Here is a 23,764-nt window from a genome sequence, read left to right on the forward strand (position 1 = left end):
CGAAACGCTTAGGCTGGTGCGAGGGACTTGGCCAGCGCCGTGATGCGGCCGGCGTGGCCTGAACCGTGGGTCAGCTCGTCGCAGCCGTCTGCGCGAGGGCGCGGCCGCGGACGGGCATGGAGAGGTCGCCGGCGAGCGCGCGGCTGATCGAGGGCAGGCCGTCGAGCAGGTCCGGCACGAAGGCCTGCGACGGGGGCGGGCGGCGCGGCAGGGCATGTAGCGCGGCGGCCATCACGCGGGGATCGCGCTCGCCCTCGCCGGTCTGCGAGGGATCGTAGAGGACGTCGACCAGTTTGAGCTCGTCGGCACGGCCGGCGCGGATCGCCTGTTCGAGCCGCGGCCGGACGCGCGGTACGATCAGCGCCGGCTTGTCGAAGGAGAGTATCTCGCAGAACGTGTTGTAGCCGCCCATGGCGACGACGCAGTGGGCCCGGTTCATCAGCAGTTCGAGGCGCGGCTCGAAGCCGAGCCCCTCGAGCTTGGGATTGCGGGCGATGCGTTCGGCGAATTCCTTGCGTTTCTCGCGGGACATGAAGGGGCCGAAGACGATGAGCGCAGGCAGTTCGATCGTCGGATCGGCCTCATAGGCGGAGATCACCCAGTCGATCACGCCGGCGCCGTCGCCGCCGCCGCCGGGCGTGACCAGGATGAAGGGCTGCTTGGTGATGCGCGGATAGCGGTTCGGCGGCATCGGGCTCGGCACCGCGCGCTTGAGATAGCCCATGTAGCGCAGCTTGTCGGCGAAGCGGTGCTGGTTCGGCAGGCCGGTCAGGGGCTGATAGACGTTGTCGAGCCCGTAGACGAAGATGTCGTCATAGACCGTGTCGAGCGCCTCCAGCGCGCCGTTGCGGCTCCATTCCTCCAGCACCGCGGCGGGTTCGTCGAGCACGTCGCGCAGGCCCAGCACGATGCGGGCGCCGCGCCGGCGCAGGATGTCGAGCGAGGGCTTCAATTCGCCGCGCAGGCCGACGGGCTCCTTGTCGACGATGACGACGTCGGGATCGAAGGAGAGCACGGTCTGCTTGATGATCTCGGCCCGCAGCCGGATGGTGTCGTCGAGGCCGAGATTGAGGTGATGCGGCTCGTAGCTGCCGTCGCTCTGCTTCTCGACGCCGGGAATACGGACATAGTCGACGCCGTCGCCGAACTGGAAGCTCGAGATCACCGACGAGCCGGAGACGATGATCACCGAGATATGCGGGAAGCTCGCGATCAGCGCATTGGCGATCGCGCGGCAGCGGCGGATGTGGCCGAGCCCGAAAGTGTCATGGCTATAGATCAGGACGCGCGGAGCATGGGGGCTGCGCGGCGCACGTTCGGCGCCGGCGAGGTCGACGACGTTTGAAGGCATCGGAACGTCGCCCCCCGGAAAGGCCAGACGACCTCTTGGCGAGGACGAACGCAGTTGAAAACGATGGAGCGGTTATAACCGGTCGAAGGTGTCGATCCAAGCCCGTCGGAACTAAACCTGAGTATCGGTTTGGGAGGCCAGTCCCGTCCTGATATCGCCCCACTGGCCGATACCGGGCTGCGCGGCAAGCCGGCCGGGATCGATCATCCGGACAGCCGGATGAGCGGTGGCGGCGCTCAGGATATCGGTGAGGGCGGACCAGGCGGTTTCGTCATGGTCGCGATGGTGCAGCAGCAGGCCCAGTTCGATGTCGCCGGCCTCGCCTTGCCGCCTCGCGGTCAGCATGGCGACGAGTTCTTTGAGGATATCCGTGGCCGGGCGTCCGATGCGGCCGCCATGCCAGTCCATGACGTCGACATGGGTGTTGAGCAGGCGCGGGCCGCCATCGGGGCCCAGACGATAGTCGCGGAAGCAGGAAAGGCCGGCGAAGCCGAGCGTTGCCAGACGCGCAGCATGGCTCTGGGCGATGCGGTTCCAGGGCGGCACGAAGATCGGCAGGACGGCATCGCCGAGGAGGTCGTGCAGGCGCTTGCGGCCCCGCGCGATGTCGGCATCGACATCGGCTGCGATGCGCTCCGCGCCGAATTCCGATTTCTTGCCGCCGGCCGGTGCGTGATTGAGATGCGAAGCGCCATGCTGGCAGGGGCGCAGCAGCGGCATGGCCCGCAGCGCGGCCGCCAGCGCGGGCTCGGCCAATAACGGGATGACCGCGAGCAGAACCGGCGCCGCGAAACGCTCGGCCAGTTCCGAAAGGCGGTCGAGCGCCGGGCTCGGCGCCACGGCGTCGTCGTCGCGCAGCCAGAGGCCGATCGTTCGGCCGGATGCGCTCCAATGATCGAGTTCGAGGGCGAGCGCCTGCCAGTGCGGGGCATTCATGGCGAGGTTGTCCCGGGAGGTGATTGCAGCTTGGCGCTGCGGTTCCGCTCGGCCAGTGCCAGTCCTTCCGCCAGTCTTTCGGCCGCGCGTGCCGGCGTGCGCTCGGTGAGGATGAAGCGGCGGGCGGCTGCGCCCATCCTGTCGCGCCGTTCGTTGTCGCGTAGCAGGCTCGTCAGCGCCGCCGCCAAAGCCTCCTCGTCATGTTCGGCGACGAGCAGGGCGGTTTCGCCTGAACGCACAGTCTCGGCGACGCCGCCGCTGTCGAAGGCGACGACCGGCAGCCCGGCGGCCTGGGCTTCGAGATAGACCAGTCCATAGGCCTCGCCGATGCCCGGCCAGAGGAAGATGTCGTGCCGGCCAAGCTCTGCCTGGATGGCCTCCCGGTCGAGCTGGCCGCGCCAGATGATGCGCCCTTCCGGCAGCCCGGCGAAGGCGGCTGCGATCTCGGCACGGCAGGGGCCATCGCCGATGATGCTCAGCGTCCAGTCCTCGTTCCGGCAGCGGTCGAGGAGGCGCGCGAGGGTGAGGTAGCTCTGCAGTTTGGCGCCGTCGCGCATCATCGCGACGGTGATCAGGCGCGGTGCGCCCGATGGGCCGGCGCGCCGGACGGGCTCGGGGCCGGGCGCGACGAAGGGCGGCAGGGGGAGCAGGGTGGTCCCTTCGCTTCGCCAGGGTTCGAGCCCCTGCCGGTCGCGATCGGTGAAGAAGAAATGGACGTCGCCGGCTGCGAGGCCCTGCCGGACGACAGCCGTCTGCGCGGCCCACGGACCGATGGCCCGCCGGGTTGAATCGCTCGATTCGGCGGTGACATAGGGAATGCCGAGCGCCGCTGCGATATCCGGGCCGAGGAAGTCCGGCGAGCGGTAGTAGTTGTGGTAGGTGAACCAGAGATCGGGCTGCGGCTTGCCGGCCCCGTATCCGGCGAGCAGGGCGTCGCGCAGCCGGGCGGCCTCAGCGGCGACGCTGGCGAAGCGGGCGGGATCGGCCTCGCGAAAATAGGCCTTCGGCGCCCCGACCGGCTCGACGGCATGGCCGAGGCTTTCGAGCGCCGCCACGAGCTGGCGCGCCATGCGGCGGTCGCCGGAGACGCCGTCGTCTCCGAGCGGGTTGAGCGGTGTGTGGAAGGCGATGCGCAAGGCGGTCTTCGTGGCGATGCGGGTCTGACGTCAGCGATAGGGGTCGGCCGCGTCGCGCAGGCCGTCGCCGAGGAAGTTGAAGGCGAGGATGATCACGATCACGGGCACGACCGGATAGAGCAGCCAGGGATAGAGCGCCACCACATTGATGTTCTGGGCCTCGTTGAGCATCACGCCCCAGCTGGTGATCGGCGGTCTCAGGCCGAGCCCGAGGAAGGAGAGCGCCGTCTCGCCCAGGATGGTCTTGGGGATGGTGATCGTGGCCGAGGCGATGAGGTGGCTCATGAAGCCGGGCACGAGATGCAAGGCGATGATGCGCTTCGGCTTGGCGCCCATGAGCTGGGCGGCGACGACATAATCCTCCTCGCGCAGCGAGAGCAGCTTCGAGCGCACGGAGCGGGCAAGCCCCGTCCAGTCCATCAGACCGAGGATCACCGTAATGCCGAAATAAACCAGCAGCGGACTCCAGGTCGGCGGCAGGATCGAGGCCAGCGCGAGCCAGAGCGGGATATGCGGCAGGGATTGCACGATCTCGATGATGCGCTGGACGAAGAGGTCGATGCGGCCGCCGTAATAGCCGGCGATGCCGCCGATGATCACCCCGAGCACGAAGGAGACGGAGACGCCGAGCAGGCCGATCGAGAGGGAGATGCGCCCGCCATAGAGGATGCGCGAGAGCATGTCGCGGCCGAGCCTGTCGGAGCCGAGCCAGAAGAAGGTGCCGTCCTTGGGCGGGCAGACGAGGCGGCGGTTGCCGGGGATCAGGCCCCAGAACATGTAGCTGTCGCCCTCGCAGAAGAAGCGCAGCTTCTGCGGACGCGTGGTGTCGACTTCGTACTCGCGCTTCAGGTTCTCCATGTTGAGACGCATCGTGTACGGGTAGACGAAGGGGCCGATGAAGCTGCCCTCGTGGAAGAGATGGACGCTCTGGCTGGGCGCGCGGATGAAGTCGGTATTGCGCGTCGTGTAGTGATAGGGCGCGAGGAACTCGGCGAAGGCCGCCATCGCGTAGATCGCGAGGATCACGAAGGCGGAGATGACCGCGAGCTTGTGCTTGCGGAACTTCCACCACATCAATTGCCATTGCGAGGCGAGATAGACCCGCTCCTGCTCCGGCGTCATCGCCTCGGTGGCATAGGGTTCGAACGGGGCCGTCGAGACCTCGTGCGCCAGCGGGGCGCCGTCCGGCGGCAGATGGGAGAGCGAGGTCGCCTTCACTTGGTCGCGGCTCCCTGCAGGCGGATGCGCGGATCGAGGATGGCGAGCGCGATGTCCGAGATCAGCACGCCGATCACGGTCAGGAAGGAGAGGAACATCAGGAAGGAGCCGGCGAGATACATGTCCTGGCTCTGTAAGGCGCGGATCAGCAGCGGGCCGGTGGTCTGCAGCGAAAGCACGATGGCGACGACCTCGGCGCCCGAGACGATCGAGGGCAGGATGTCGCCGATATCCGAAATGAAGAAGTTGAGCGACATCCGCAGCGGGTATTTCCGCAGAGCCTTGCCGGGCGGCAGGCCCTTGGCGCGGGCGGTGACGTAGTACTGCTTCTGCAACTCGTCGAGGAGGTTGGCGCGCAAGGCCCGGATCATGCCGGCGGTGCCGCCGGCGCCGATAATGATGACGGGAATCCAGAGGTGCTCGAGCACCGACCGGAGCTTGGCCCAGCTCATCGGCTGGTTGAGATAGGCGGGATCGACGAGGCCGCCGATCGAGGTGCCGAACCAGACATTGGCGAAATACATGAAGACCAGCGCCAGCAGGAAATGCGGCACGGCGAGCCCGACGAGGCCGAGGAAGGTGAGCCCGTAATCGCCCCAGCTGTACTGGTGCGTCGCCGAGTAGATGCCAATCGGGAAGGCGACGATCCAGGTGAAGATGATGGTGGCGAAGGAGACCATCATCGTCAGCAGCAGGCGGTCGCCGACGATCTCCCTGACCGGGCGCTGGTATTCGAAGGAATAGCCCATGTCGCCCTGGAGCAGGCCCGCGACCCAGCGGACATAGCGCTCCACCGGCGGCCGGTCGAAGCCGTATTCCTTCTTCAGGAACTCGATGCGGCTCATGTCCGCCTTCTCGCCCTGCGCCTGCATCTCGGCCGCGAGCGTCTCGAAATAATCGCCTTCGGGCAGGTTGATCACGGTGAAGATCAGCGCGCTGGTGACGATCAGCGTCGGGATCATGATCAGGATGCGCTTGAGGATGTAGCGGATCAGCACGCGTCAGGCCTTGGTCTCGGCTCGGTCGAACCAGAAGGTATCGGGCATGTAGCGGCCGATGAAGGCGCCGGGCTCGAAGCTGTAGAGGCCCTTGTCGGGCACGTTGCGCAGATCGCGCGAGACCACGATCGGCTGGAGCGTGCTGTTGATGACGCCGATGGTGAAGAGTTCCTCGGCGTTGAGCGTCAGCATCTCGCGCCAGATCGCGCGGCGCTGGTCGCGGGTCGAGCTCACGCGCCATTCCTCGTAGAGGCGGACGAGCTTGTTCGCGGCGGGCAGGGCCGGGCGCTCGCCCTCCTTGCCGTTGCTTTCGACGAACTGGCCCCAGCGCGGCCACTGGAACTGGGCCGAGGAGGTCGGCGCCAGCGCGTCCGGCTCCATGTCCGAGGTGACGAGCGCATTGTCCATGCCGGCCCAGGCCGACATCACGGTCTGGCCGGCGAGGATGCGGCGGCGGAAGACGTCGCGCTGGGTCGAGCGCGGGTAGATCTTGATGCCGACAGCGAAGAAGTCCTGCTTGAGCAGGTCGAGAATATCGGTCTCCTCGGTGTTCTCGCCGGCGGTCTCGATGGTGAATTCCAGCCGCCGTCCGTCCGGCAGCAGGCGGATGCCGTCATCGTCGCGCCTGGTCAGGCCGATCTCGTCGAGCAGGCGGTTCGCCAGCGCGGGATCGTGCTGGGCCCACAGCGAGGTGAAGCGGGGATCGTAGAGCGGGCTTTCCGGCAGGGCGGTGTTACCGCTTTCCTTGGCGAGCCCGAAGAAGATGACCTTGTTGACGTCCTGCCGGTTGATCGCGACCGAGATCGCGCGGCGGTAGCGGATGTCGCGGTTGAGGTCGCGCCAGACCGGGTCGATGGCGTTGAGGTTCGGGAGCAGGGCGAAATAGGCGCCCTCGGCCCGTTTCCAGAGCTTCACCTCGAAATTCATCCGCTTCGAGGCTTCCTTGAGGAAGGTGTAGTTGTCGAAGCGGAGATAGCGGGCCTGGAGATCGGCCTCGCCGGCCGCCGTCTTGGCGGGGACGAGCGCGCTGGTGCCGATCGTCAGCGTCACCTGGTCGGTATAGGGGAGCTGGCGGCCGTTCCTGTCGACACGGTGGAAATAGGGGTTGCGCTCGAAGACGAACTGCTCGGCCGGCAGCGGCGTGGTGTTGCGCCAGGGCTCCAGCGTCGGCAGCTTCGGATTCTCCGGCCGGTACATGCGCGACAGGCGCTCGTGCAGCGCGCCCCAGTCCCGCACGCGGTGCTCCTTCACGCGCTGAGCCAACTCGTGCTTGGGCGCGTGGCGTTCGTGGAACTGCTTCAGGTAGCCGGAGGGCATGAAGATATAGGTCGGCTGCGCGCCTGCCAGTGCCGGCAGGAAGATCGGGTTCGGCGTGCGCCAGCTGTAGCGGACCTCTGTCTCGCTCAGCACCTCGAAGACGGGAGGCTCGTTGGCCGAGAACAGGGCCTGCGGCGGACCGCCCGGCGAGAGCCGCTTGTTGTTGGCGATATCCTCCCACCAGTAGCGGAAATCCTCGGTGGTGAAGGGCGAACCGTCCGACCAGCGGTGGCCCTGGCGCAGCCGGAGCGTGAAGATGCGGCCGTCCTCGACATCGCAGCTTTCGAGCACGTCCGGCACGAGGTCGAGATTCTCATCATAGACCATCAGGCGGGTGTAGCCGTAGAGCGTCATCATGCGGATGTCGCGCTGGTCGCCCATCAGCATGCGGATATTGCCGCCATGACGGCCCTGTTGCCGGCCGAGCGCTTCGAGATCGATGACGCGGGGATTGGCCGGCAGGCGCGCGGCGACCGGCGGCAATGCGTTGGCCGCGACCTGATCCTTGAAGAACGGGCTGTCGATCGCTGTGCCCGGGAAGGGGGCGGCCTGCGCGAGGCGGGGCAGGTTCGCTCCGGCGAGCGCGACGGAGCCGAGCAGCAGCGCGGTGCGACGGGTCGGGTGGCTGCGGCGCTGCGTCATGGCACCAGCTCCCGGATATCGGCATTGGGCCGCGCCAGCACGTAATGACCGTCGCCGAGTGGGAGAGGCGCTAGCGCGGCCTCGTCCGGCCCGGCCTTGAAGGCCGTGTCCCAATGGCTGTCGTCGGAGGCGCCGCCGGGTGCCGCCAGCTTGAAGTCGAGCTTGCGGTCGAGATCGGCGAAAGGCACGGAGCGCAACAGCGCCCGGGTATAGGGGTGGGCCGGGCGGGTGAAGAGCGTATGGCGCGGCGCCAGCTCGACGATCCGGCCATTGGCCATCACCGCGATACGGTCCGCCATGTAGTTCACCACCGCGAGATTGTGCGAGATGAACAGGAAGGTCAGGCCGCGCTCGGCCTGGAGGTCCTTCAGCAGGTTGAGGATCTGCGCCTGCACGGAGACGTCAAGCGCCGAGACCGGCTCGTCGCAGATGATCAGCTCGGGGTCGAGCGCGAGCGCACGCGCGATGCCGATGCGCTGGCGCTGGCCGCCCGAGAAGGAATGCGGATAGCGATTGAGGAAGCGGGTATCGAGCCCGACATCCTGCATCAGGTTGCGCACTCGCTCGTCCTGTTCGGCCGCATCGCCGCGACCGTGGATCACCAGCGGCTCGCGCAGGATGTTCATCACGGTCATGCGCGGCGAGAGCGACGAGACCGGGTCCTGGAAGATCATCTGGACGCGCGGGCGGAACTTGCGAAGGTCATCGCCGTCGAGGCCGAGCACGTCGACCCGCTCGCGCCCGTCATCGAAGACGATTTCGCCGGAATCGGGCGTGACCGCGCGCATGACGATCTTGCTGACGGTCGTCTTGCCGCAGCCGCTCTCGCCGACGAGGCCGAGGCACTCGCCGCGCCTGATGTCGAAGCTGACATTGTCGACGGCCTTGACGCTGGTCTGGCTGCCCTTGCCGAAGAAGCTGCGCGAGCCCGTGACATAGGTCTTGTGCAGGCCGCGGACGCTGAGCAGCGGGGCGGCGTCCGCAGCGGGCTTCGGGGGCGGCGCGGTGACGGCCGGGCGCGGGCGCGCTTCGCGCAGCGCGACCAGCCGCTCGCCGTCCTGCATGTCGAAATGCGGGGAGGCGTCGAGCAGGGCCTTGAGATAGGGGTGGCGCGGGCGGCGGAAGATGTCCTCGGCCGGGCCGCGCTCCATGATCTCGCCATGGAAGATCACGACGACCTCGTCGGCCATGTTGGCGACCACGCCGAGATCGTGGGTGATGAGCAGGATCGCCATGCCCATCTCCGCCTGGAGATCGCGCATCAGGTCGAGCACCTGGGCCTGGATGGTGACGTCGAGCGCGGTGGTCGGCTCGTCGGCGATCAGCAGCGCCGGCTGGCAGATCAGCGCCATGGCGAGCATGGCGCGCTGGCGCAGGCCGCCGGAGAGCTCGAAGGAATAGAGATCGAAGGCGCGCTTGGGATTCTTGAAGCCGACACGCTTCAGCATCGCCTCGATCAGCTCGCGCGCCTGCGCCTTCGGCATCGGCCGGTGCAGGAGCAGCGCCTCCTCGATCTGGTTGCCGATTGTGTGGACCGGCGAGAGCGAGGACATCGGCTCCTGGAAGATCATGCCGATGCGCCCGCCGCGCAGCGCCCTGATGCCTTCGCCCTCGGCCGGCAGCGTCGCGATGTCGACGACGGTCTCGGGCGCGAGCGGGTCGCGGAACAGGATCTCGCCGCCGGTGACGCCGCCGGCCCGCGGCAGCAGCCCCATGATCGCCTGCGAGATCACCGATTTGCCGGAGCCGGATTCGCCGACCAGCGCGACGGTCTTGCCCGCGGGAACGCGCAGGCTGACGCCCTTCACGACGTCACGGGCGAGGCCGTGGATCGTGAAGCCGATACGCAGGTCGCTGATGCGCAGCATGTCCATGGTCTGATCGATACGTCCCGGAAGCCTCACGGCCCCGCAGCTTTCCTCGCGTCACTAGACGTCGAAAGTGGCGGCTTGCCAATCGCTTTCGACGCTTGCGGCGGTTCCGGCGGGCATTGCCCGATGCGGATGACATCGCTGCAACGCGGCCCGCGCCGGAAGTCGTCATAGCTGATGCTCCAGGGCAGCGGCGCCGGGGCGCGATAAGGCCCCATCTTGAAATACTGGTTGTCGTCGAGACCTGGCCCGCCATGCCCGATATGGCCCTGAACCGTCACGATATGGACGCCGTCGGCGATGATCTCGATATGCCCCTCGCCATCGGGACCGGACTGCGAGCGGACGACGAAATCGATCCAGCCCTGCTGCGCGGAGGGCAGGTCGGCATGGGGCGTGACCCGGATGCCGGGTGCGCAGGCGTTGAAATAGCTCGGATAATTCTCCGTGGTCGTGCCGCTCTCGATGGCCACCAGCGCGCGGGTCTGCTGCTCTTCCGTACGGCTCAGCACCAGGGCCTCGCCCGGCAGGCAGCCCTCGGGCCGCTCGCCGCCGCCGATCGGGTAGGAGGGAATCTGGTCGGTCTCGACGGTGATGCCGAGGCGGCCGCGATAGAGGCGCAAGGCGAGGAACGGCGAATAGTCGCCGACGGCCTCGGGCAGAATCTCGCGCTTCCACTGGGCGATCACATATCTGCGATCGTCCTGGGCCAGCGGATCGTTGAGGCGAAGCGCGAAACCGTACCAGACCGCGCTGCGGAAGGGGACGAGCACGTCGGGGCGCTCCCAGGCCTCGGCCCGCTCGCTGCATCCCGCTGCATCGGGAGGGCAGGACGGAACAGCGGTCAGCGTCAGGGCGCCCGTGCCGCTGTAAGGCGCGCTACGGTCGAAAATCATGCGACCGGCGCGCTGCTCGGGATTGTCCTTGTAGAAAAGCCCGCCTTCCGGGGCGAAACCGCCGCGTTCGAAACCGTCACGCAGGATGCGTTGCCCGGTCTCGGTGCCGGTTTCAGCGCGGATCGGCGCCGCCCTGGAGGCGACAAGCCCGCAGGCAACCGCGCAGCACAGCAATCCCGACGCGACGACCCTGTTCAAGCTTCCCCCGCGGATCAACGGCGTTCCCAGTTTGCAACGCCGGCATGGCCGCAGCGTGGCGTGCATTGCACTCGGCCGCAACCTCACCACATATGGTCGCTTCGGGCCCGCCGGACCCGTCGAGGTCGCGCCGCGAGCGCTTCGGTACAGGGTTGCCTCTTGGAGTCCAATCTCTTCCGTTACATCTGGCAGAAGAGCCGGGCCGAGCAGGTCGTCGTCCTGCTGATCATCCTTGTCTCGATTCCCTTCAACTGGGCCTCGTTCGACGTGCCCAAGCGTATCGTCAACGACGCGATTCAGGGCGGCGCCTTCAGGGATGGCAAGACCACGGCGACGCTGCTCGACTTCACACTGCACCTGCCGTCCTGGCTGGGCGGGGCGAGCTATAAGATCTCGGAGGGCATCGTCGTCGGCCAGTACGGCCTGCTGATCGGGCTTAGCAGCTATTTCCTGCTGCTGGTGCTGATCAACGGCGCTTTCAAATACGTCATCAACGTCCGCAAGGGCATCCTTGGCGAACGAATGCTCCGGCGCATGCGCTACGACCTGTTCAGCCAGTTGATGCGCTTCCGGCCGGAGGAGATCCGCGCGGTCAAGCCGGCCGAGGTCGCCAGCATGATCAAGGACGAGGTCGAGCCGGTGGGCGGCTTCGTCGGCGACGCCTTCATCCAGCCGGTCTTCCTGCTCAGCCAGGCGCTGACCGCGCTCGTCTTCATCATGGCGCAGAGCTTCTGGCTGGGCTCGATCGCGCTGCTGATCGTGCTGGCGCAGGCGATCATCATTCCGATCCTGCGGCGCGAGCAGCTCCGGCTCGGCCGCGAGCGCCAGATCGCCTCGCGCCAGCTCGCTGGCCGTATCGGCGAGATCGTCGATGCCGGGCCGATGATCCAGGGCCATGGCGCCACGGCCTATGTCCAGTCCGACATCGCCGGGCGGCTCGGGCGGCTCTTCGACATCCGCTACGCGCTCTACAAGCGCAAATTCGCGGTCAAGTTCCTGAACAATCTGCTGGCGCAGATCACGCCGTTCTTCTTCTACGCCATCGGCGGCTTCTTCGCGCTGCAGGGGCGGCTCGATATCGGCCAGCTCGTCGCCGTGATCGCCGCCTATCGCGACCTGCCGCCGCCGATCAAGGAGCTGATCGACTGGGACCAGCAACGCAACGACGTGACGATCAAGTACGAGCAGGTCATCTCGCAGTTCAACAGCGACGAGACGCTCGTGCTGGAGGAGGAGAACGGCGTCGCGCCCCTGCCGGAGAAGGGCGAGATTCGGCTGGAAGCGGTGCAGCTGCTGGACAATCGCGGCCAGCCGCTGCTGACGCCGCTCTCGCTCAGCCTGGCGCGGCCGGGCATGGTCGCGGTGGTCGGCCCGTCAGGTGGCGGCAAGGACGTGCTCGGCCGCATCCTCGGCCGGCAAGCGACGAGCTATACCGGCCGCGTCCTGATCGACGGCGAGCCGCTGGCCGGCATGTCGGTGGAACGGGCGAGCCATCTCATCGGCTATTCCGGCGACGAGCCCGAGATCATCGCCGGCTCGATGCGCGACAATATCCTGCTGCCCTTGCGTCGCCGCCGGCCCGACCTCAAGACCGAGGGAGGCGTCTCGCCGCCGGAACACCGCCGCTTCGTCGAGGCGATCCGCTCGGGCAATTCGCCTTTCCCGTTCGAGGCGGACTGGACCGATTACAAGGGCGTCGGCGTGACCGATGCGGCCGAGCTCGCGGCGCGGGTCCATGAACTGCTCGACGTCTTCGGCTGCACGCAGGAGGTCTACGAGCTCGGGCTCGGCGGCAAGGTGATGCGCCCGGTCAGCGAGCAGGCGATCGAGCGCATCATCACGGCGCGCCGCGTGGTCGCGACCGAGCTCGCGCGGATCAAGCAGGGCGATCTGATCGAGCCCTTCGTGCTCGACCGCTACAACCGCAACGCGCCGATCATCGAGAACCTGATCTTCGGCACGCGCACGACGTCGCGCTTCGACAGCGCGACCCTGCTGTTCGAGCCCTATGCCCAGTCGATCCTGAAGGCGGAGGCGCTGGTCGAGCCGCTGGCCGAGATGGGCGGGCGGATCGTCGCGACCGTCGTCGAAATCTTCGCCGGCCTGCCGCAGGGCCATGCCCTGTTCGAGCGCTATTCCTTCGGCGCGCATTTCGAGTTCGAGCGCCTGAACGAGCTGGCGGACCTGCTGGCCAAGCACGACATGCGCAACCCGCTCGACCAGGAGACGGAGCGCGACCTCGTCGCGCTGGCGCTCGGCTATATCGAGCCTAAGCACAGGCTGAACCTGATCGACGCCCGTCTGGAGCGGCGCATCCTCCGGGCGCGGGAAAGCTTCCGCAAGCATCTGCCGGCGGACGCGGTCGAGGATGTCGATTTCTACGATCCCGACAAGGTGATGGTCGGCGCCAGCGTGCGCGACAACCTGATGTTCGGGCGCATCGGCTACGGCGTGCCCGATGCCGCGCGCAAGGTCGGCGAGATCGTACTGCAGGCGCTCGCCCGATCGGGGCTGGGCGATGCGCTCTACCGGCTCGGCCTCGATACCGAGAGCGGCATTCGCGGGCGCTACCTGCCGGCACGGCTGCGACAGGCGATCCCCTTGGTCGAGGCCCTGATCAAGGCGCCGCAGATCGCGGTGCTCGACATCTCGGCCCTGCTGGCGATTTCGGACGAGCCGGAGGAGATCGTCGCTCGCCTGCGCCGCTATTGCGAGGGCATGACGCTGTTTCTTCTGGTCGGAGATGCTAATCTTGCGGGAGAGGTCCCGCTGCGGGTGGTGTTCCACGGAGCGACGGGGACGGTCGAGGCGCTTGGTACGCCCGACGCGGCCAACGACCGGGCGTCGCGTTTCGAAGGCAGCGGGCGCGAGAACACTGGACGAATGGAGGCGCGGTCATGAGTCTGGAAAACGATATCGGCTGCCTGCGCTGCATGCCGCTGTTTCAGGACATGCCGGCATCGCGGCTGAAGCTCGTCGCGCTGATGGGCGAGCGGCTGCAATTCGAGCCGGGCGCGGTCCTGATCAGCCCGCAGGAGAAGCTCGCGGGCGTCTACGTCATCATGGAAGGCGAGGTCGAGATATCGCAGCCGCGCGAGGACGGGGAAGAGCGGCGCTTCGTCAAGGATACCGGCAGCATCACCGGCGACGTGGCCCTGCTCAGCGGCAAGCCCTTCATCGCCACGGTCAGCGCGAAGTCGCAGGTGCTGGCGCTGCGGATACCGAAGGACCTGTTCTTCGAATTGCTGCAGACCGTGCCGGAGTTCAGCCTCGCGGTCTGCCGCGATCTGGCCGACCGGGTGCACCGGCTCGCCTCCGTCCTGCTGCGGGAGCATGAAACCGTTTGACGAGGTCGATCAGCGCATGAACCGGCCGCAAGCCGCAGGCACGAACCGCACCGGCATGAGTGCGGGCATGGATCAGGTCTCGTCCTGGAGCCGGGACATCCGGTTCGTCTCCGGGCTGATCCTGCTCACCTTCGCGACGACCCATTTCCTCAACCATGCCGTCGGCATCCTCGGCGTCGATGCCATGGAGAAGGTGCAGGACTGGCGCTACGGCCTCTGGCATTCCTGGGCCGGGACCGTCGCGCTCTACGGCTCGCTGATCGTCCATCCCGTCTTCGCGCTCTTGCGCGTGGTGCAGCGGCGCACCTTCAAGATGCCGCTGCGCGAGATGCTGCAGATCGCACTCGGCCTCGCCATCCCGCTGCTGCTGATCGACCACATCATCAGCACGCGGATCATGGGCATCTATTTCGGCGTCGACGAGAGCTACCGCTCCGTCCTGCGCCGGCTCTGGCCGGGGCTGGCGGTGACGCAGTCGCTGCTGCTGCTGCTGGTCTGGACGCATGGCATCATCGGCATCCATTTCATGTTGCGCGGCCGCGACAGCTATCGCCACTGGCGTGACCCGTTCCTGCTGGGCGCGATCCTGATCCCGCTCTTGGCCATCATCGGCTTCTCGGTGGGCGCGCGCGAGGCGGAGCGGCTGGCGATGCCGGCCGAGCTGGTCAGCGATGCGCAGGCCGCGATGTTCGCCCGCGACGTGATGTGGGGCAAGGGCGGCTTCTACGGGCTCGTCGCCTGTTTCCTGCTGTTCATCGGCATCCGCGAAATTCGGGTCCGCACGACGCGCCAGATCACGGTGCGTTTCGTCGGTCATGGCACGCGCCGGCTGGCGCCGGGGCCGACCGTGCTCGAGATGTTCCGGCGCTTCGGCATTCCTCATGCCGCGCTCTGCGGCGGGCGCGCGCGCTGCGCCACCTGCCGCGTGCTGGTGATGGACGGCAACGACAAGCTGCCGAAGCCGGGCATGAACGAGGCGAAGCTGCTCAGGCGCATCTCGGCGCCGGAGGGCGTCAGGCTCGCCTGCCAGATCCGGCCGCGCGACGACCTGCAGGTGCAGATCCTGCTGGCCTCGCGGCTCAATGCCGGCGCGGGGCGCGCCTTCGAGCTCGATGATGCCGCCGGCAAGCGCGGCCTGACCGTGGTCGTGGCCGATCTCAGGGCGTTCTCCGCGCTCTCCGAACGGCAATTGCCGCGCGAATTGATCGGCCTGCTCAACCGCTTCTTCGACGAGATGGGGCAGGCGATCACGGCGCATGAAGGGCGGATCGACGCCTTCTATGGCGACGGCTTCATGGCGGTGTTCGGCCTGGAGGGGCCGCCGTCCAAGGGCGCCCAGGCCGCGATCGCGGCTGCCGGCGACATCGTGCGCGCGGTCGATGCGCTCAACCGCGAATATGGCGCGGCGCTGCCCTTGCCGCTCAGGATCGGCATCGGCATCCATACCGGCGACGCCATCACCGGCTCGGTCGAGAACGACAATCTCGGCCGGCGCGAGATCACGGTCGGCGAGACCGTGATGGTCGCAAGCCAGCTCGAATCGGCGACGCGGCGCGTGCTGGCCGATGTCGTCGTCTCCGAGGACACGATCCGCGCGAGCGGGCGCAGCTATGCCGGCACGACGGCGCTGAAGATCGCGATCAAGGGGCGTGAGAAGCCGCTGACCGCCTATGGCTTCGCCAGCGCGCCGGAGATCGCCCGCCGCAAGCGCGAGGACGTCGCGATGCCGGCGCCCGTTGTCGCGGGCGGCGAGGCGACCGCGTCGGCAGAGGTGGTGCAGGAGCAGGGCGAGACCGGCGAAAAGGCCTGATCCTTGCGCTATTGCATCGGACCGAAAAGTGGAGTCCACTTTTCGGATAAATCCGATGCAACACCAATAAGATAGATCATCGTTATCGCGTCCGATCGGACGCGCGATGATCTAGCGGCTGGTTTTTTGCGGGCGCGCATGTCTATGGTCCGGCGCCTTTTCCTCGTAACGACTGACCCATGACGCCCGAACCGCCCCAAGAGGCCTTTCACGACCTGCTGCGCGGCATGGCGGCGCTCTCGGGCCATCGCATCGTCGCCGATATCGCGCGGCTTTACGGCAAGGGCGCGCCGCCCGACCTCTCGATCGCCTGCAACCACAAGCAGATCGCCTCGAAGCAATGGCTGGTCGAGGCTTTGGCGCAGACCTACCCTCAGCCTGAAGGTCCTGTCTGGGTGCTCGGCGCCTGGTATGGCGTGCTCGGCGCGCTGCTGCTCGACGATGACAGGCTCGCGGTCCCCGAAATCGTCAGCCTCGATATCGACCCGACCTGCGCGTCTATCGCGGAAATTCTGAATCACCGTCATGTCGCGGCGGGGCGGTTCCGGGCGGTGACGGCGGACATGATGGCGCTCGATTTCGCAGCGCAGTCGCCTGCGCCGGGGCTCGTCATCAACACGAGCTGCGAGCATCTCGACGACGTGCCGGGCTGGATCGCGACCTTGCCGCAGGGGCTGCCGCTGGTGCTGCAGTCCAACGACTATTTCCGCGAGCCGGATCATCGCAGTTGCGTGCCCTCGCTCGATGCCTTCCGCGAGCAGGCGGGCCTGTCGGAGGTCTGGTTTGAAGGCGCCCAGCCGACGAAGAACTATACGCGCTTCATGCTGATCGGGCGGCGATGACGGAGCGCCCGGCGCCGCGCATCGCGGTGGCGATGAAGGGCTATCCGCGCCTGTCGGAGACCTTCATCGCGCAGGAACTGCTGGGCCTGCAGCAGCGTGGCCTGGCCTTCGAGATCTGGTCGCTGCGCCACCCGACCGACGCCGCGAAGCACCTGATGCACAACCAGATCACCGCGCCGGTGCGCTATCTCCCGGAATATCTCCATGACGAGCCGGGGCGCGTCGCACGCGGCTTCCTCGCTGCCCTGTTGCGGCCGGGTCTGCTGCGGCTGCTGCCGGTCTTCCTGAGGGATCTCGCCCGCGACCGGACGCGCAATCGCTGGCGCCGCTTCGGCCAGGCCTGCGTGATGGCGAGCGAGTTACCTCGGGAGATCCGGCATCTGCATGTGCATTACCTGCACACGCCGGCTTCCGTGATCCGCTATGCCGCCTTGCTCGCGGGACTGACCTGGTCGTTCTCGGCCCATGCCAAGGACATCTGGACGACGCAGGACTGGGAGAAGCGCGAGAAGATCGCCTCCGCCGCCTGGGGCGTCACCTGCACGCGCGATGGCCATCGCGAGCTGGAGCGACTTTCCGATCGGCCCGACAAGGTCACGCTCGTCTATCACGGGCTCGACCTTGCACGCTTTCCGGCGCCGGGACCGCGATCGGCCCGCAATGGCTCGGACGCGAACGATCCGGTGCGCTTCGTCACCATCGGGCGCGCGGTCGCGAAGAAGGGCTTCGACGACCTGCTGGAAGCTTTGGCCAAGCTGCCTTGCACGCTGAACTGGCGCCTCACGCATATCGGGGGCGGCGAGAAGCTGAAGGCCTTGCAGACGCAGGCGCAGGCACTCGGTCTCGGCGACCGGGTCACCTGGGCCGGGCCGAAGGCGCAGGACGAGGTCATCGCCGCGCTGCGGGTGGCCGATCTCTTCGTGCTGCCCTCCAAGGAGGCCGGCGACGGTGACCGCGACGGGTTGCCCAATGTGGTGATGGAAGCGGCAAGCCAGGGCCTGCCGATCGTCGCGACCGATTTCGCGGGGATACCGGAATTCGTGCGCAATGGCGTCGAGGGATTGCTGGTGCCACCGGGCGATGTCGCCGCTCTGGCCGCTGCGCTGGGTGAACTCGCCGGGGCACCTGAAAAGCGTGCCGCCTTGGGTGAGGCGGCTTACGCGCGCCTGACGGATGCCTTCTCGGCGCAGGCCGGGCTCGACCGGGTTGCGGCAATGCTGCGCCATTCGTCCGGAGAGGCGGCATGAGCGCTTCCGTCCTGATCGCGGTGACGCATCTGCTCGGCAGCGGCCATCTGGTGCGAGCGGCGAATCTGGCGCGGGCGCTGGCTCGGGGTGGCTTCTCGGTGACGCTGGCCAGCGGCGGCATGCCGTTGCGCGCAATGGAGGGCGAGCCCTTCGCCTTCGTGCAATTGCCTGTGATCAGGACCGAAGGCACCGATTTCCGTACGCTGCTCGACGAGGCCGGCGAGCCGATCGATCCCGAGCGCAGGAGCGCCCGCATCGCCAGGCTCGAAGAGCTGGCGGCGCGATTGCGGCCCGATGTCGTGATCGTCGAGCATTTCCCCTTCGGCCGGCGGCAGCTGGCCGGGGAGTTCCTGGCGCTGATTGCGGCCGTGAAGGCGGCGCGGCCCGAGGCGCTCGTGCTCTCCTCGGTGCGCGACGTGCTGGTGACGCCGCGGCCCGACCGGATCGCCGAGGCCGAGGAGCGGATCGCGGGGATGTTCGACGCGGTCCTCGTCCATGGCGATGCCGGTTTCCTGCCGCTCGACCGGTCGTGGCCGGTGGGCGAGGGGCTTGCGGCGAAGCTGCGCTATACCGGCTATCTCGCCGATGATCGCCCGGTCGGTGCCGTGCAGGACAATGACGAGGTGATCGTCTCCGGCGGCGGCTCGGCTGCTGCCCTGCCGCTCTTCGCCTGCGCCGTCGCGGCGGCGCGTCTCGATCGCTCCGGGCGGCGCTGGCGGCTTCTCGCCGGGCGCGGCATGGCGGAGGACGATATCGCGCGGCTCGCCTTCGAGGCGCCCGGAAGGGTCGTGATCGAGCGGGCACGGCCGGACTTTCCGGCCTTGCTCGCCGGTTGCGCCGTCTCGGTCAGCCAGGCCGGCTACAACACCGTGCTGGATCTCGTCGCGGCCGGCCGGCCGGCGGTCGTCGTGCCGTTCGATGCCGATAACGAGACCGAGCAGACGGTCCGCGCCGAGGCGATGGAGCGGGCCGGCCTGGCGCGCTGCTTCCGGCTGTCCGGCGATTTCGTCGGAGACGCGGTGGCATTGGCGGACGCCGTCGGCGAAGCCATCGGCTCCCGGCCGCCCGCATTGCCGATTGATCGGAATGGCGCTGCCCGATCGGCCGCGATCGTAAGCGAGCTTCTCGCCATGGCCGCCGGCCGCGCCCGACACTAAGAGCCTCTAACAAAACCCGGAGGGGTCTCGACGCCGGCAATTCGTCCGCTCCGCCAGGAGCGGGGTGAAGCCGATACCCTCGGTATCGGCAAGCGCCGCGACGCCGCGGGCGGCCGAATTCCCGGCGCCGCAGGTGGGCTTTGGAGGGCCGCCTGCGGCGTCGGACCGACTTGCCGATATCTGGGGATATCGGCTGCGCGCTCCTCCTGGCATTCGGCTCCTCCAAAACCCATCGAGACCCCTCCGGGTTTTGTTAGAGGCTCTCAGCCGGCATGCCCTTTGCGAGGGCCGGGGTGCAGCTTTGCGAATTGCCGCTTCCGGTCTTTCGCTCTAATGAGGGACGATCCGCCTCCCTCCTCGGTCGGCTCTGGGTTAACCGGCGAATTCCGGTCATGGCCCTTTGCCTGGAGACAAGATGATGACGACGACGACTGCGCCCGGCCTGCCCGACATGAAGCTGTCGGTGCGCCAGACTTTCGGGATCGATTCGGATCTCGAGGTGCCGGCCTATTCCGCAGCCGATCCGCATGTGCCGGACCTCGACCCGGATTACCGATTCGACCGCGACACCACGATCGCGATCCTCGCCGGCTTCGCGCATAACCGCCGCGTCATGATCTCGGGCTATCACGGCACCGGCAAGTCGACCCATATCGAGCAGGTCGCCGCCCGCCTCAACTGGCCCTGCGTCCGCGTCAACCTCGACAGCCACGTCTCGCGCCTCGACCTCGTCGGCAAGGACGCGATCGTGCTGAAGGAAGGCAAGCAGATCACCGAGTTCCAGGACGGCATCCTGCCCTGGGCGCTGCAGAATAACATCGCGCTCGTCTTCGACGAATACGATGCCGGCCGCCCGGACGTGATGTTCGTGATCCAGCGCGTGCTGGAGCAGTCCGGCAAGCTGACGCTGCTCGACCAGAAGCGCGTCATCCGCCCGCATGCGGCCTTCCGCCTGTTCGCCACCGCCAACACGGTCGGCCTCGGCGACACGTCCGGCCTCTATCACGGCACCCAGCAGATCAACCAGGGCCAGATGGACCGCTGGTCGATCGTCACCACGCTGAACTACCTGCCGCATGACAACGAGGTCGCGATCGTCCTCGCCAAGTCGAAGCACTTTCAGAGCACGCCGGAAGGCAAGGATGTCATCAACAAGATGGTCCGCGTCGCCGATCTCACCCGCAACGCCTTCATGAACGGCGATCTCTCGACCGTGATGAGCCCGCGTACGGTCATCACCTGGGCCGAGAACGCGGCGATCTTCGGCGATATCGGCTTCGCCTTCCGCGTCACCTTCCTGAACAAGTGCGACGAGATGGAGCGCACGCTGGTGGCCGAGTTCTTCCAGCGCTCCTTCGGCAAGGAACTGCCGGAAAGCGCCGCGAACGTGGTGCTCAGCTAACGGGAGGGCACGAGCCATGGCGCAGTATCAGGGAAGCTGCCACTGCGGGCGGGTCGCCTACGAGGTCGAAGCCGATCTCGGGCAGACGATCACCTGCAACTGCTCCTACTGCCAGCGCCGCGGCTCGATCCTCACGTTCTCGCCCGCCAGCGCCTTCACCCTGACCAAGGGCGAGGATGCGCTGACCGAGTACCGCTTCCATTCGCAGAAGATCCAGCATCTCTTCTGCGAGACCTGTGGCGTCGAATCCTTCGCGCGCGGCGCGATGCCGGACGGAACGCCGACGGTCGCGATCAATGTGCGCTGCCTTGCCGGTGTGGAGCCGACCGAGCTCCAGTCGATCCAGTACGACGGCCGGTCGCGGTAACAGTCACGGAACCCAGAGGACGGCCTCAGTCTTGTCCATCTCGAACCGCAAGCCAGGAACGCCGAAAGAGGCTCCGGCCGAGCCGCTGAAGCGGGCGATCTCGGGCGCCATGAAGGCGATCGCCCGCAAGCCGGAGATGGAAATCGTCTTCGCCGCCGACAAGCCTTCGCTCGTCGGCGAGCGGGCGCGCCTGCCCGAGCCGCCGCGCAAGCTCAGCCCCGGCGACGTGGCGATCCTGCGCGGCCATGCCGATTCGATGGCGCTCAGGCTCGCCTGCCATGATGCCGCGATCCATCGCCGCGCCGCGCCCGAGGGCGATGCCGCCCGCGCCGTGTTCGACGCCGTCGAGCAGGCCCGCGTCGAATCGATCGGCTCGCGGCGGATGTCCGGCATGGCCGGCAACATCACCGCGATGCTGGAGGACCGCTATCATCGCGGCGGGCGCTACGAGGAGGTCACCGACCGGGCCGATGCGCCGCTGGAGGATGCGCTTGCCCTGATGGTGCGCGAGCGACTGACCGGCCTGAAGCCGCCGAAGGCGGCGGAGAAGGTCGTCGAGCTCTGGCGCGAGCAGATCGAGTCCAAGGCGGGCTCCGAGCTCGACCGGCTCACCAGGACGATCGAGGACCAGCGCGGCTTCGCCCGCACGGTGCGCGACATGCTGGCCGCGCTCGACATGGCCGAGCAGACGGCGCAGGGCGACGAGCAGGACGAGGACGAGGACAACCAGGACCAGTCCTCCGAGGACCAGCAGCAGCAGGACGGCGAATCCGAGCAGGAGAGCGGGGCCGACCGCTCCGAGGTCGAGGTCAGCGAGGACGCGACCGAGGAACTGCAGGAAGGCGCCTCCGAGGCGACCGACGCGCCGGCCGGCGACTGGGAGGAGGAGGACGAGAACTCCGAATCCGAGGAGGCCGGCGAGGCGCCGCGTCCGCGCGAGAGCCGCGGCAACGACCGGCCGCAGACCGACTACAAGGCCTATACCCAGAAGTTCGACGAGGTCGTCACGGCCGAGGAGCTCTGCGACGCCGAGGAGCTGACGCGCCTGCGCGCCTATCTCGACAAGCAGCTCGCCCATCTCCAGGGCGTGGTCGCGCGCCTCGCCAACCGGCTGCAGCGGCGCCTGATGGCGCAGCAGAACCGGACCTGGGAATTCGACCTGGAGGAGGGCGCGCTCGATCCGGCCCGTCTGCCGCGCATCATCCTCGATCCATTCCAGCCGCTCTCCTTCCGGCAGGAATCGGACACGAATTTCCGCGACACTGTGGTCACGCTGCTGATCGACAATTCCGGCTCGATGCGCGGCCGGCCGATCACGGTCGCGGCGACCTGCGCCGACATCCTGGCCCGGACGCTGGAGCGCTGCGGCGTCAAGGTCGAGCTGCTCGGCTTCACGACCCGCGCCTGGAAGGGCGGCCTGTCGCGCGAGGCCTGGCTGCAATCGGGCAAGCCTGCCAATCCCGGCCGCCTGAACGATCTCCGCCATATCATCTACAAGGCGGCCGATGCGCCCTGGCGGCGCGCGCGCAAGAATCTCGGACTGATGATGCGCGAGGGGCTGCTCAAGGAGAATATCGACGGCGAGGCGCTGGACTGGGCGCATAAGCGCATTCTCGGCCGGTCCGAGCAGCGCAAGATCCTGATGGTGATCTCGGACGGCGCTCCGGTCGACGATTCCACCCTTTCGGTCAATGCCGGCAACTATCTCGAGCGGCATCTGCGCCATGTCATCGCCGAGATCGAGACGCGTTCGCCGGTCGAGCTCATCGCCATCGGCATCGGCCATGACGTGACGCGCTATTACCGCCGCGCCGTGACCATCGTCGATGCCGAGGAGCTGGGCGGCGTGATGACCGAGAAGCTCGCCGAGCTGTTCGAAGAGGACGGTCCGGGCGGTTCCGGCTCCAAGCGCCGCGGGCATTGATGCGTCTCACGCGCCGCGCCGCGCTGGCAGGGCTCGGCGCGCTCGCGCTGCCCGGCGCCGCGCAGGCGGTCGAGCAGACCCGTTTTTCCGTCGGGGTATCAGTGCGGCCGATTGCGGCTTTCGAGCCGCGCCGGCCGGAGCAGCGCCGCTTCGGGGCCTTACAATTCCGCAGCGGGCTCGTGCTTTCCTCCGGCCATCCGCGTTTCGGCGGCTTGTCCGGCCTCGCGCGCCTGAATGGCGGGCGCGATCTCGTCGCGGTGACCGATCGCGGCTACTGGCTGACGGCGAAGGTCACGTCCAGTAGCGGCAAGCTCACCGGGCTCGGCGAGGCGGAGATGGCGGCGATTCTCGGCGGCTCCGGCCGGCCGCTCGCGCGCTCGGGGCTCTACGATACCGAGAGCCTCTGCATCCATGACGGCACGGCTTATGTCGGGATCGAGCGCAAGCATGAGGTCGCTCGCTTCGACTGGGCGCGCGAAGGCGTCGAGGCGCGGGCGCGGCCCGTCTCGCTCCCGCCCGAGCTGAAGCGCCTGCCGCGCAATCGCGGGCTGGAGGCTCTCGGCGTCATGCCTGCGGGCCTCCTGAAGGGGGCGCTGGTCGCGATCGCCGAGCGTTCCGGCAAGGAGGACGAGCCGACGCTCGGTGCGCTCGTCGGTGGTCCTCAGCCCGGCCTGTTCAAGCTCGCCCGCCATGACGGCTACGACATCACCGATCTCGCCTTCCTGCCGTCAGGCGACATGCTGGTGCTGGAGCGCTGGTACAAGCCGCTGCGCGGCGTCGGGATGCGGATCAGGCGAATCGCTGGGCGCGATATCCGGCCGGGGGCGCTGGTGGATGGACCGCGCCTGATCGAGGCCGATCTGGGCTTCGAGATCGATAATATGGAGGGGCTGTCGGTCCATCAGGAGGAGGGGCGCACGGTGCTGACCCTGATCTCGGACGACAATTTCTCGTTCCTGCAGCGCACGGTGCTGCTGGAATTCGAGCTGCTTCCGTAGAGAACACGTCATGCTCGGGCTTGACCCGAGCATCTCATGACCAGCTGGCGCCGAAGCCTCTTCCTGTCCAAGATTCTCGGGTCTGCGCTTCGCTTCGCCCGAGAATG

General features: G+C 67.6%; 18 protein-coding genes. 10 read left to right on the forward strand and 8 right to left on the reverse strand.

What is annotated here, in order from left to right; genetic code table 11:
- Positions 1 to 70: 70 nt before the first annotated feature.
- From WFK61_RS07210 to WFK61_RS07245, 8 genes are all read right to left on the reverse strand, one after another.
- Positions 71 to 1,351, reverse strand: a complete 1,281-nt coding sequence (locus tag WFK61_RS07210) for a glycosyltransferase family protein (protein ID WP_336810862.1) — start codon at positions 1,349 to 1,351, stop codon at positions 71 to 73.
- 111 nt (positions 1,352 to 1,462) lie between these two features.
- Positions 1,463 to 2,287: a polysaccharide deacetylase family protein gene (locus tag WFK61_RS07215; protein ID WP_336810863.1), complete on the reverse strand. Its 825-nt coding sequence runs from the start codon at positions 2,285 to 2,287 to the stop codon at positions 1,463 to 1,465.
- Entirely contained in the window at positions 2,284 to 3,423 is a 1,140-nt protein-coding gene (locus WFK61_RS07220; RefSeq protein ID WP_336810864.1) for a glycosyltransferase family 4 protein, read from the reverse strand. The genes WFK61_RS07215 and WFK61_RS07220 overlap by 4 nt, the downstream gene beginning before the upstream one ends.
- A gap of 30 nt (positions 3,424 to 3,453) precedes the next feature.
- On the reverse strand, positions 3,454 to 4,641 hold the full coding sequence (locus WFK61_RS07225; RefSeq protein ID WP_336810865.1) for an ABC transporter permease: 1,188 nt from the start codon (positions 4,639 to 4,641) through the stop codon (positions 3,454 to 3,456).
- A complete protein-coding gene (locus WFK61_RS07230) occupies positions 4,638 to 5,636 on the reverse strand; it encodes an ABC transporter permease (RefSeq protein ID WP_336811193.1) in 999 nt (332 codons plus the stop codon). Before WFK61_RS07230 ends, WFK61_RS07225 begins: the two co-directional genes overlap by 4 nt.
- Before the next feature lie 6 nt (positions 5,637 to 5,642).
- The gene (locus WFK61_RS07235; RefSeq protein ID WP_336810866.1) at positions 5,643 to 7,598 is read right to left on the reverse strand and encodes an ABC transporter substrate-binding protein; all 1,956 of its coding nucleotides are present in this window, start codon (positions 7,596 to 7,598) and stop codon (positions 5,643 to 5,645) included.
- On the reverse strand, positions 7,595 to 9,472 hold the full coding sequence (locus WFK61_RS07240) for an ABC transporter ATP-binding protein (protein ID WP_336810867.1): 1,878 nt from the start codon (positions 9,470 to 9,472) through the stop codon (positions 7,595 to 7,597). The genes WFK61_RS07235 and WFK61_RS07240 overlap by 4 nt, the downstream gene beginning before the upstream one ends.
- Before the next feature lie 26 nt (positions 9,473 to 9,498).
- Complete coding sequence (locus WFK61_RS07245; protein ID WP_336810868.1) at positions 9,499 to 10,563, reverse strand: polysaccharide lyase family 20 protein; 1,065 nt, start codon at positions 10,561 to 10,563, stop codon at positions 9,499 to 9,501.
- 159 nt (positions 10,564 to 10,722) lie between these two features.
- On the opposite strand from WFK61_RS07245, the gene WFK61_RS07250 reads away from it, so the two are divergent.
- The 10 genes from WFK61_RS07250 (at position 10,723) to WFK61_RS07295 (ending at position 23,657) form a co-directional block, all read left to right on the forward strand.
- The gene (locus tag WFK61_RS07250; RefSeq protein WP_336810869.1) at positions 10,723 to 13,464 is read left to right on the forward strand and encodes an ABC transporter ATP-binding protein/permease; all 2,742 of its coding nucleotides are present in this window, start codon (positions 10,723 to 10,725) and stop codon (positions 13,462 to 13,464) included.
- A complete protein-coding gene (locus WFK61_RS07255) occupies positions 13,461 to 13,910 on the forward strand; it encodes a Crp/Fnr family transcriptional regulator (protein WP_336810870.1) in 450 nt (149 codons plus the stop codon). Before WFK61_RS07250 ends, WFK61_RS07255 begins: the two co-directional genes overlap by 4 nt.
- Positions 13,897 to 15,720, forward strand: a complete 1,824-nt coding sequence (locus WFK61_RS07260; protein ID WP_336810871.1) for an adenylate/guanylate cyclase domain-containing protein — start codon at positions 13,897 to 13,899, stop codon at positions 15,718 to 15,720. The genes WFK61_RS07255 and WFK61_RS07260 overlap by 14 nt, the downstream gene beginning before the upstream one ends.
- 179 nt (positions 15,721 to 15,899) lie before the next feature.
- Positions 15,900 to 16,562: a class I SAM-dependent methyltransferase gene (locus WFK61_RS07265; protein ID WP_336810872.1), complete on the forward strand. Its 663-nt coding sequence runs from the start codon at positions 15,900 to 15,902 to the stop codon at positions 16,560 to 16,562.
- A complete protein-coding gene (locus tag WFK61_RS07270; protein ID WP_336810873.1) occupies positions 16,559 to 17,809 on the forward strand; it encodes a glycosyltransferase in 1,251 nt (416 codons plus the stop codon). The genes WFK61_RS07265 and WFK61_RS07270 overlap by 4 nt, the downstream gene beginning before the upstream one ends.
- On the forward strand, positions 17,806 to 18,966 hold the full coding sequence (locus WFK61_RS07275) for a glycosyltransferase family protein (protein WP_336810874.1): 1,161 nt from the start codon (positions 17,806 to 17,808) through the stop codon (positions 18,964 to 18,966). The genes WFK61_RS07270 and WFK61_RS07275 overlap by 4 nt, the downstream gene beginning before the upstream one ends.
- A gap of 415 nt (positions 18,967 to 19,381) precedes the next feature.
- Complete coding sequence (gene cobS / locus WFK61_RS07280) at positions 19,382 to 20,368, forward strand: cobaltochelatase subunit CobS (protein ID WP_047579425.1); 987 nt, start codon at positions 19,382 to 19,384, stop codon at positions 20,366 to 20,368.
- 16 nt (positions 20,369 to 20,384) lie between these two features.
- Complete coding sequence (locus tag WFK61_RS07285; protein ID WP_336810875.1) at positions 20,385 to 20,735, forward strand: GFA family protein; 351 nt, start codon at positions 20,385 to 20,387, stop codon at positions 20,733 to 20,735.
- Positions 20,736 to 20,766: 31 nt separating this feature from the next.
- Positions 20,767 to 22,659 carry a cobaltochelatase subunit CobT gene (gene cobT / locus WFK61_RS07290; protein WP_336810876.1) on the forward strand — a complete coding sequence of 631 codons (1,893 nt, stop codon included), beginning with the start codon at positions 20,767 to 20,769 and terminating at the stop codon, positions 22,657 to 22,659.
- Entirely contained in the window at positions 22,659 to 23,657 is a 999-nt protein-coding gene (locus WFK61_RS07295) for an esterase-like activity of phytase family protein (protein WP_336810877.1), read from the forward strand. The genes cobT and WFK61_RS07295 overlap by 1 nt, the downstream gene beginning before the upstream one ends.
- Positions 23,658 to 23,764: the final 107 nt, after the last annotated feature.

This window comes from Allobosea sp. MMO-172 (assembly GCF_037147855.1).
GTDB lineage: Bacteria > Pseudomonadota > Alphaproteobacteria > Rhizobiales > Beijerinckiaceae > Allobosea.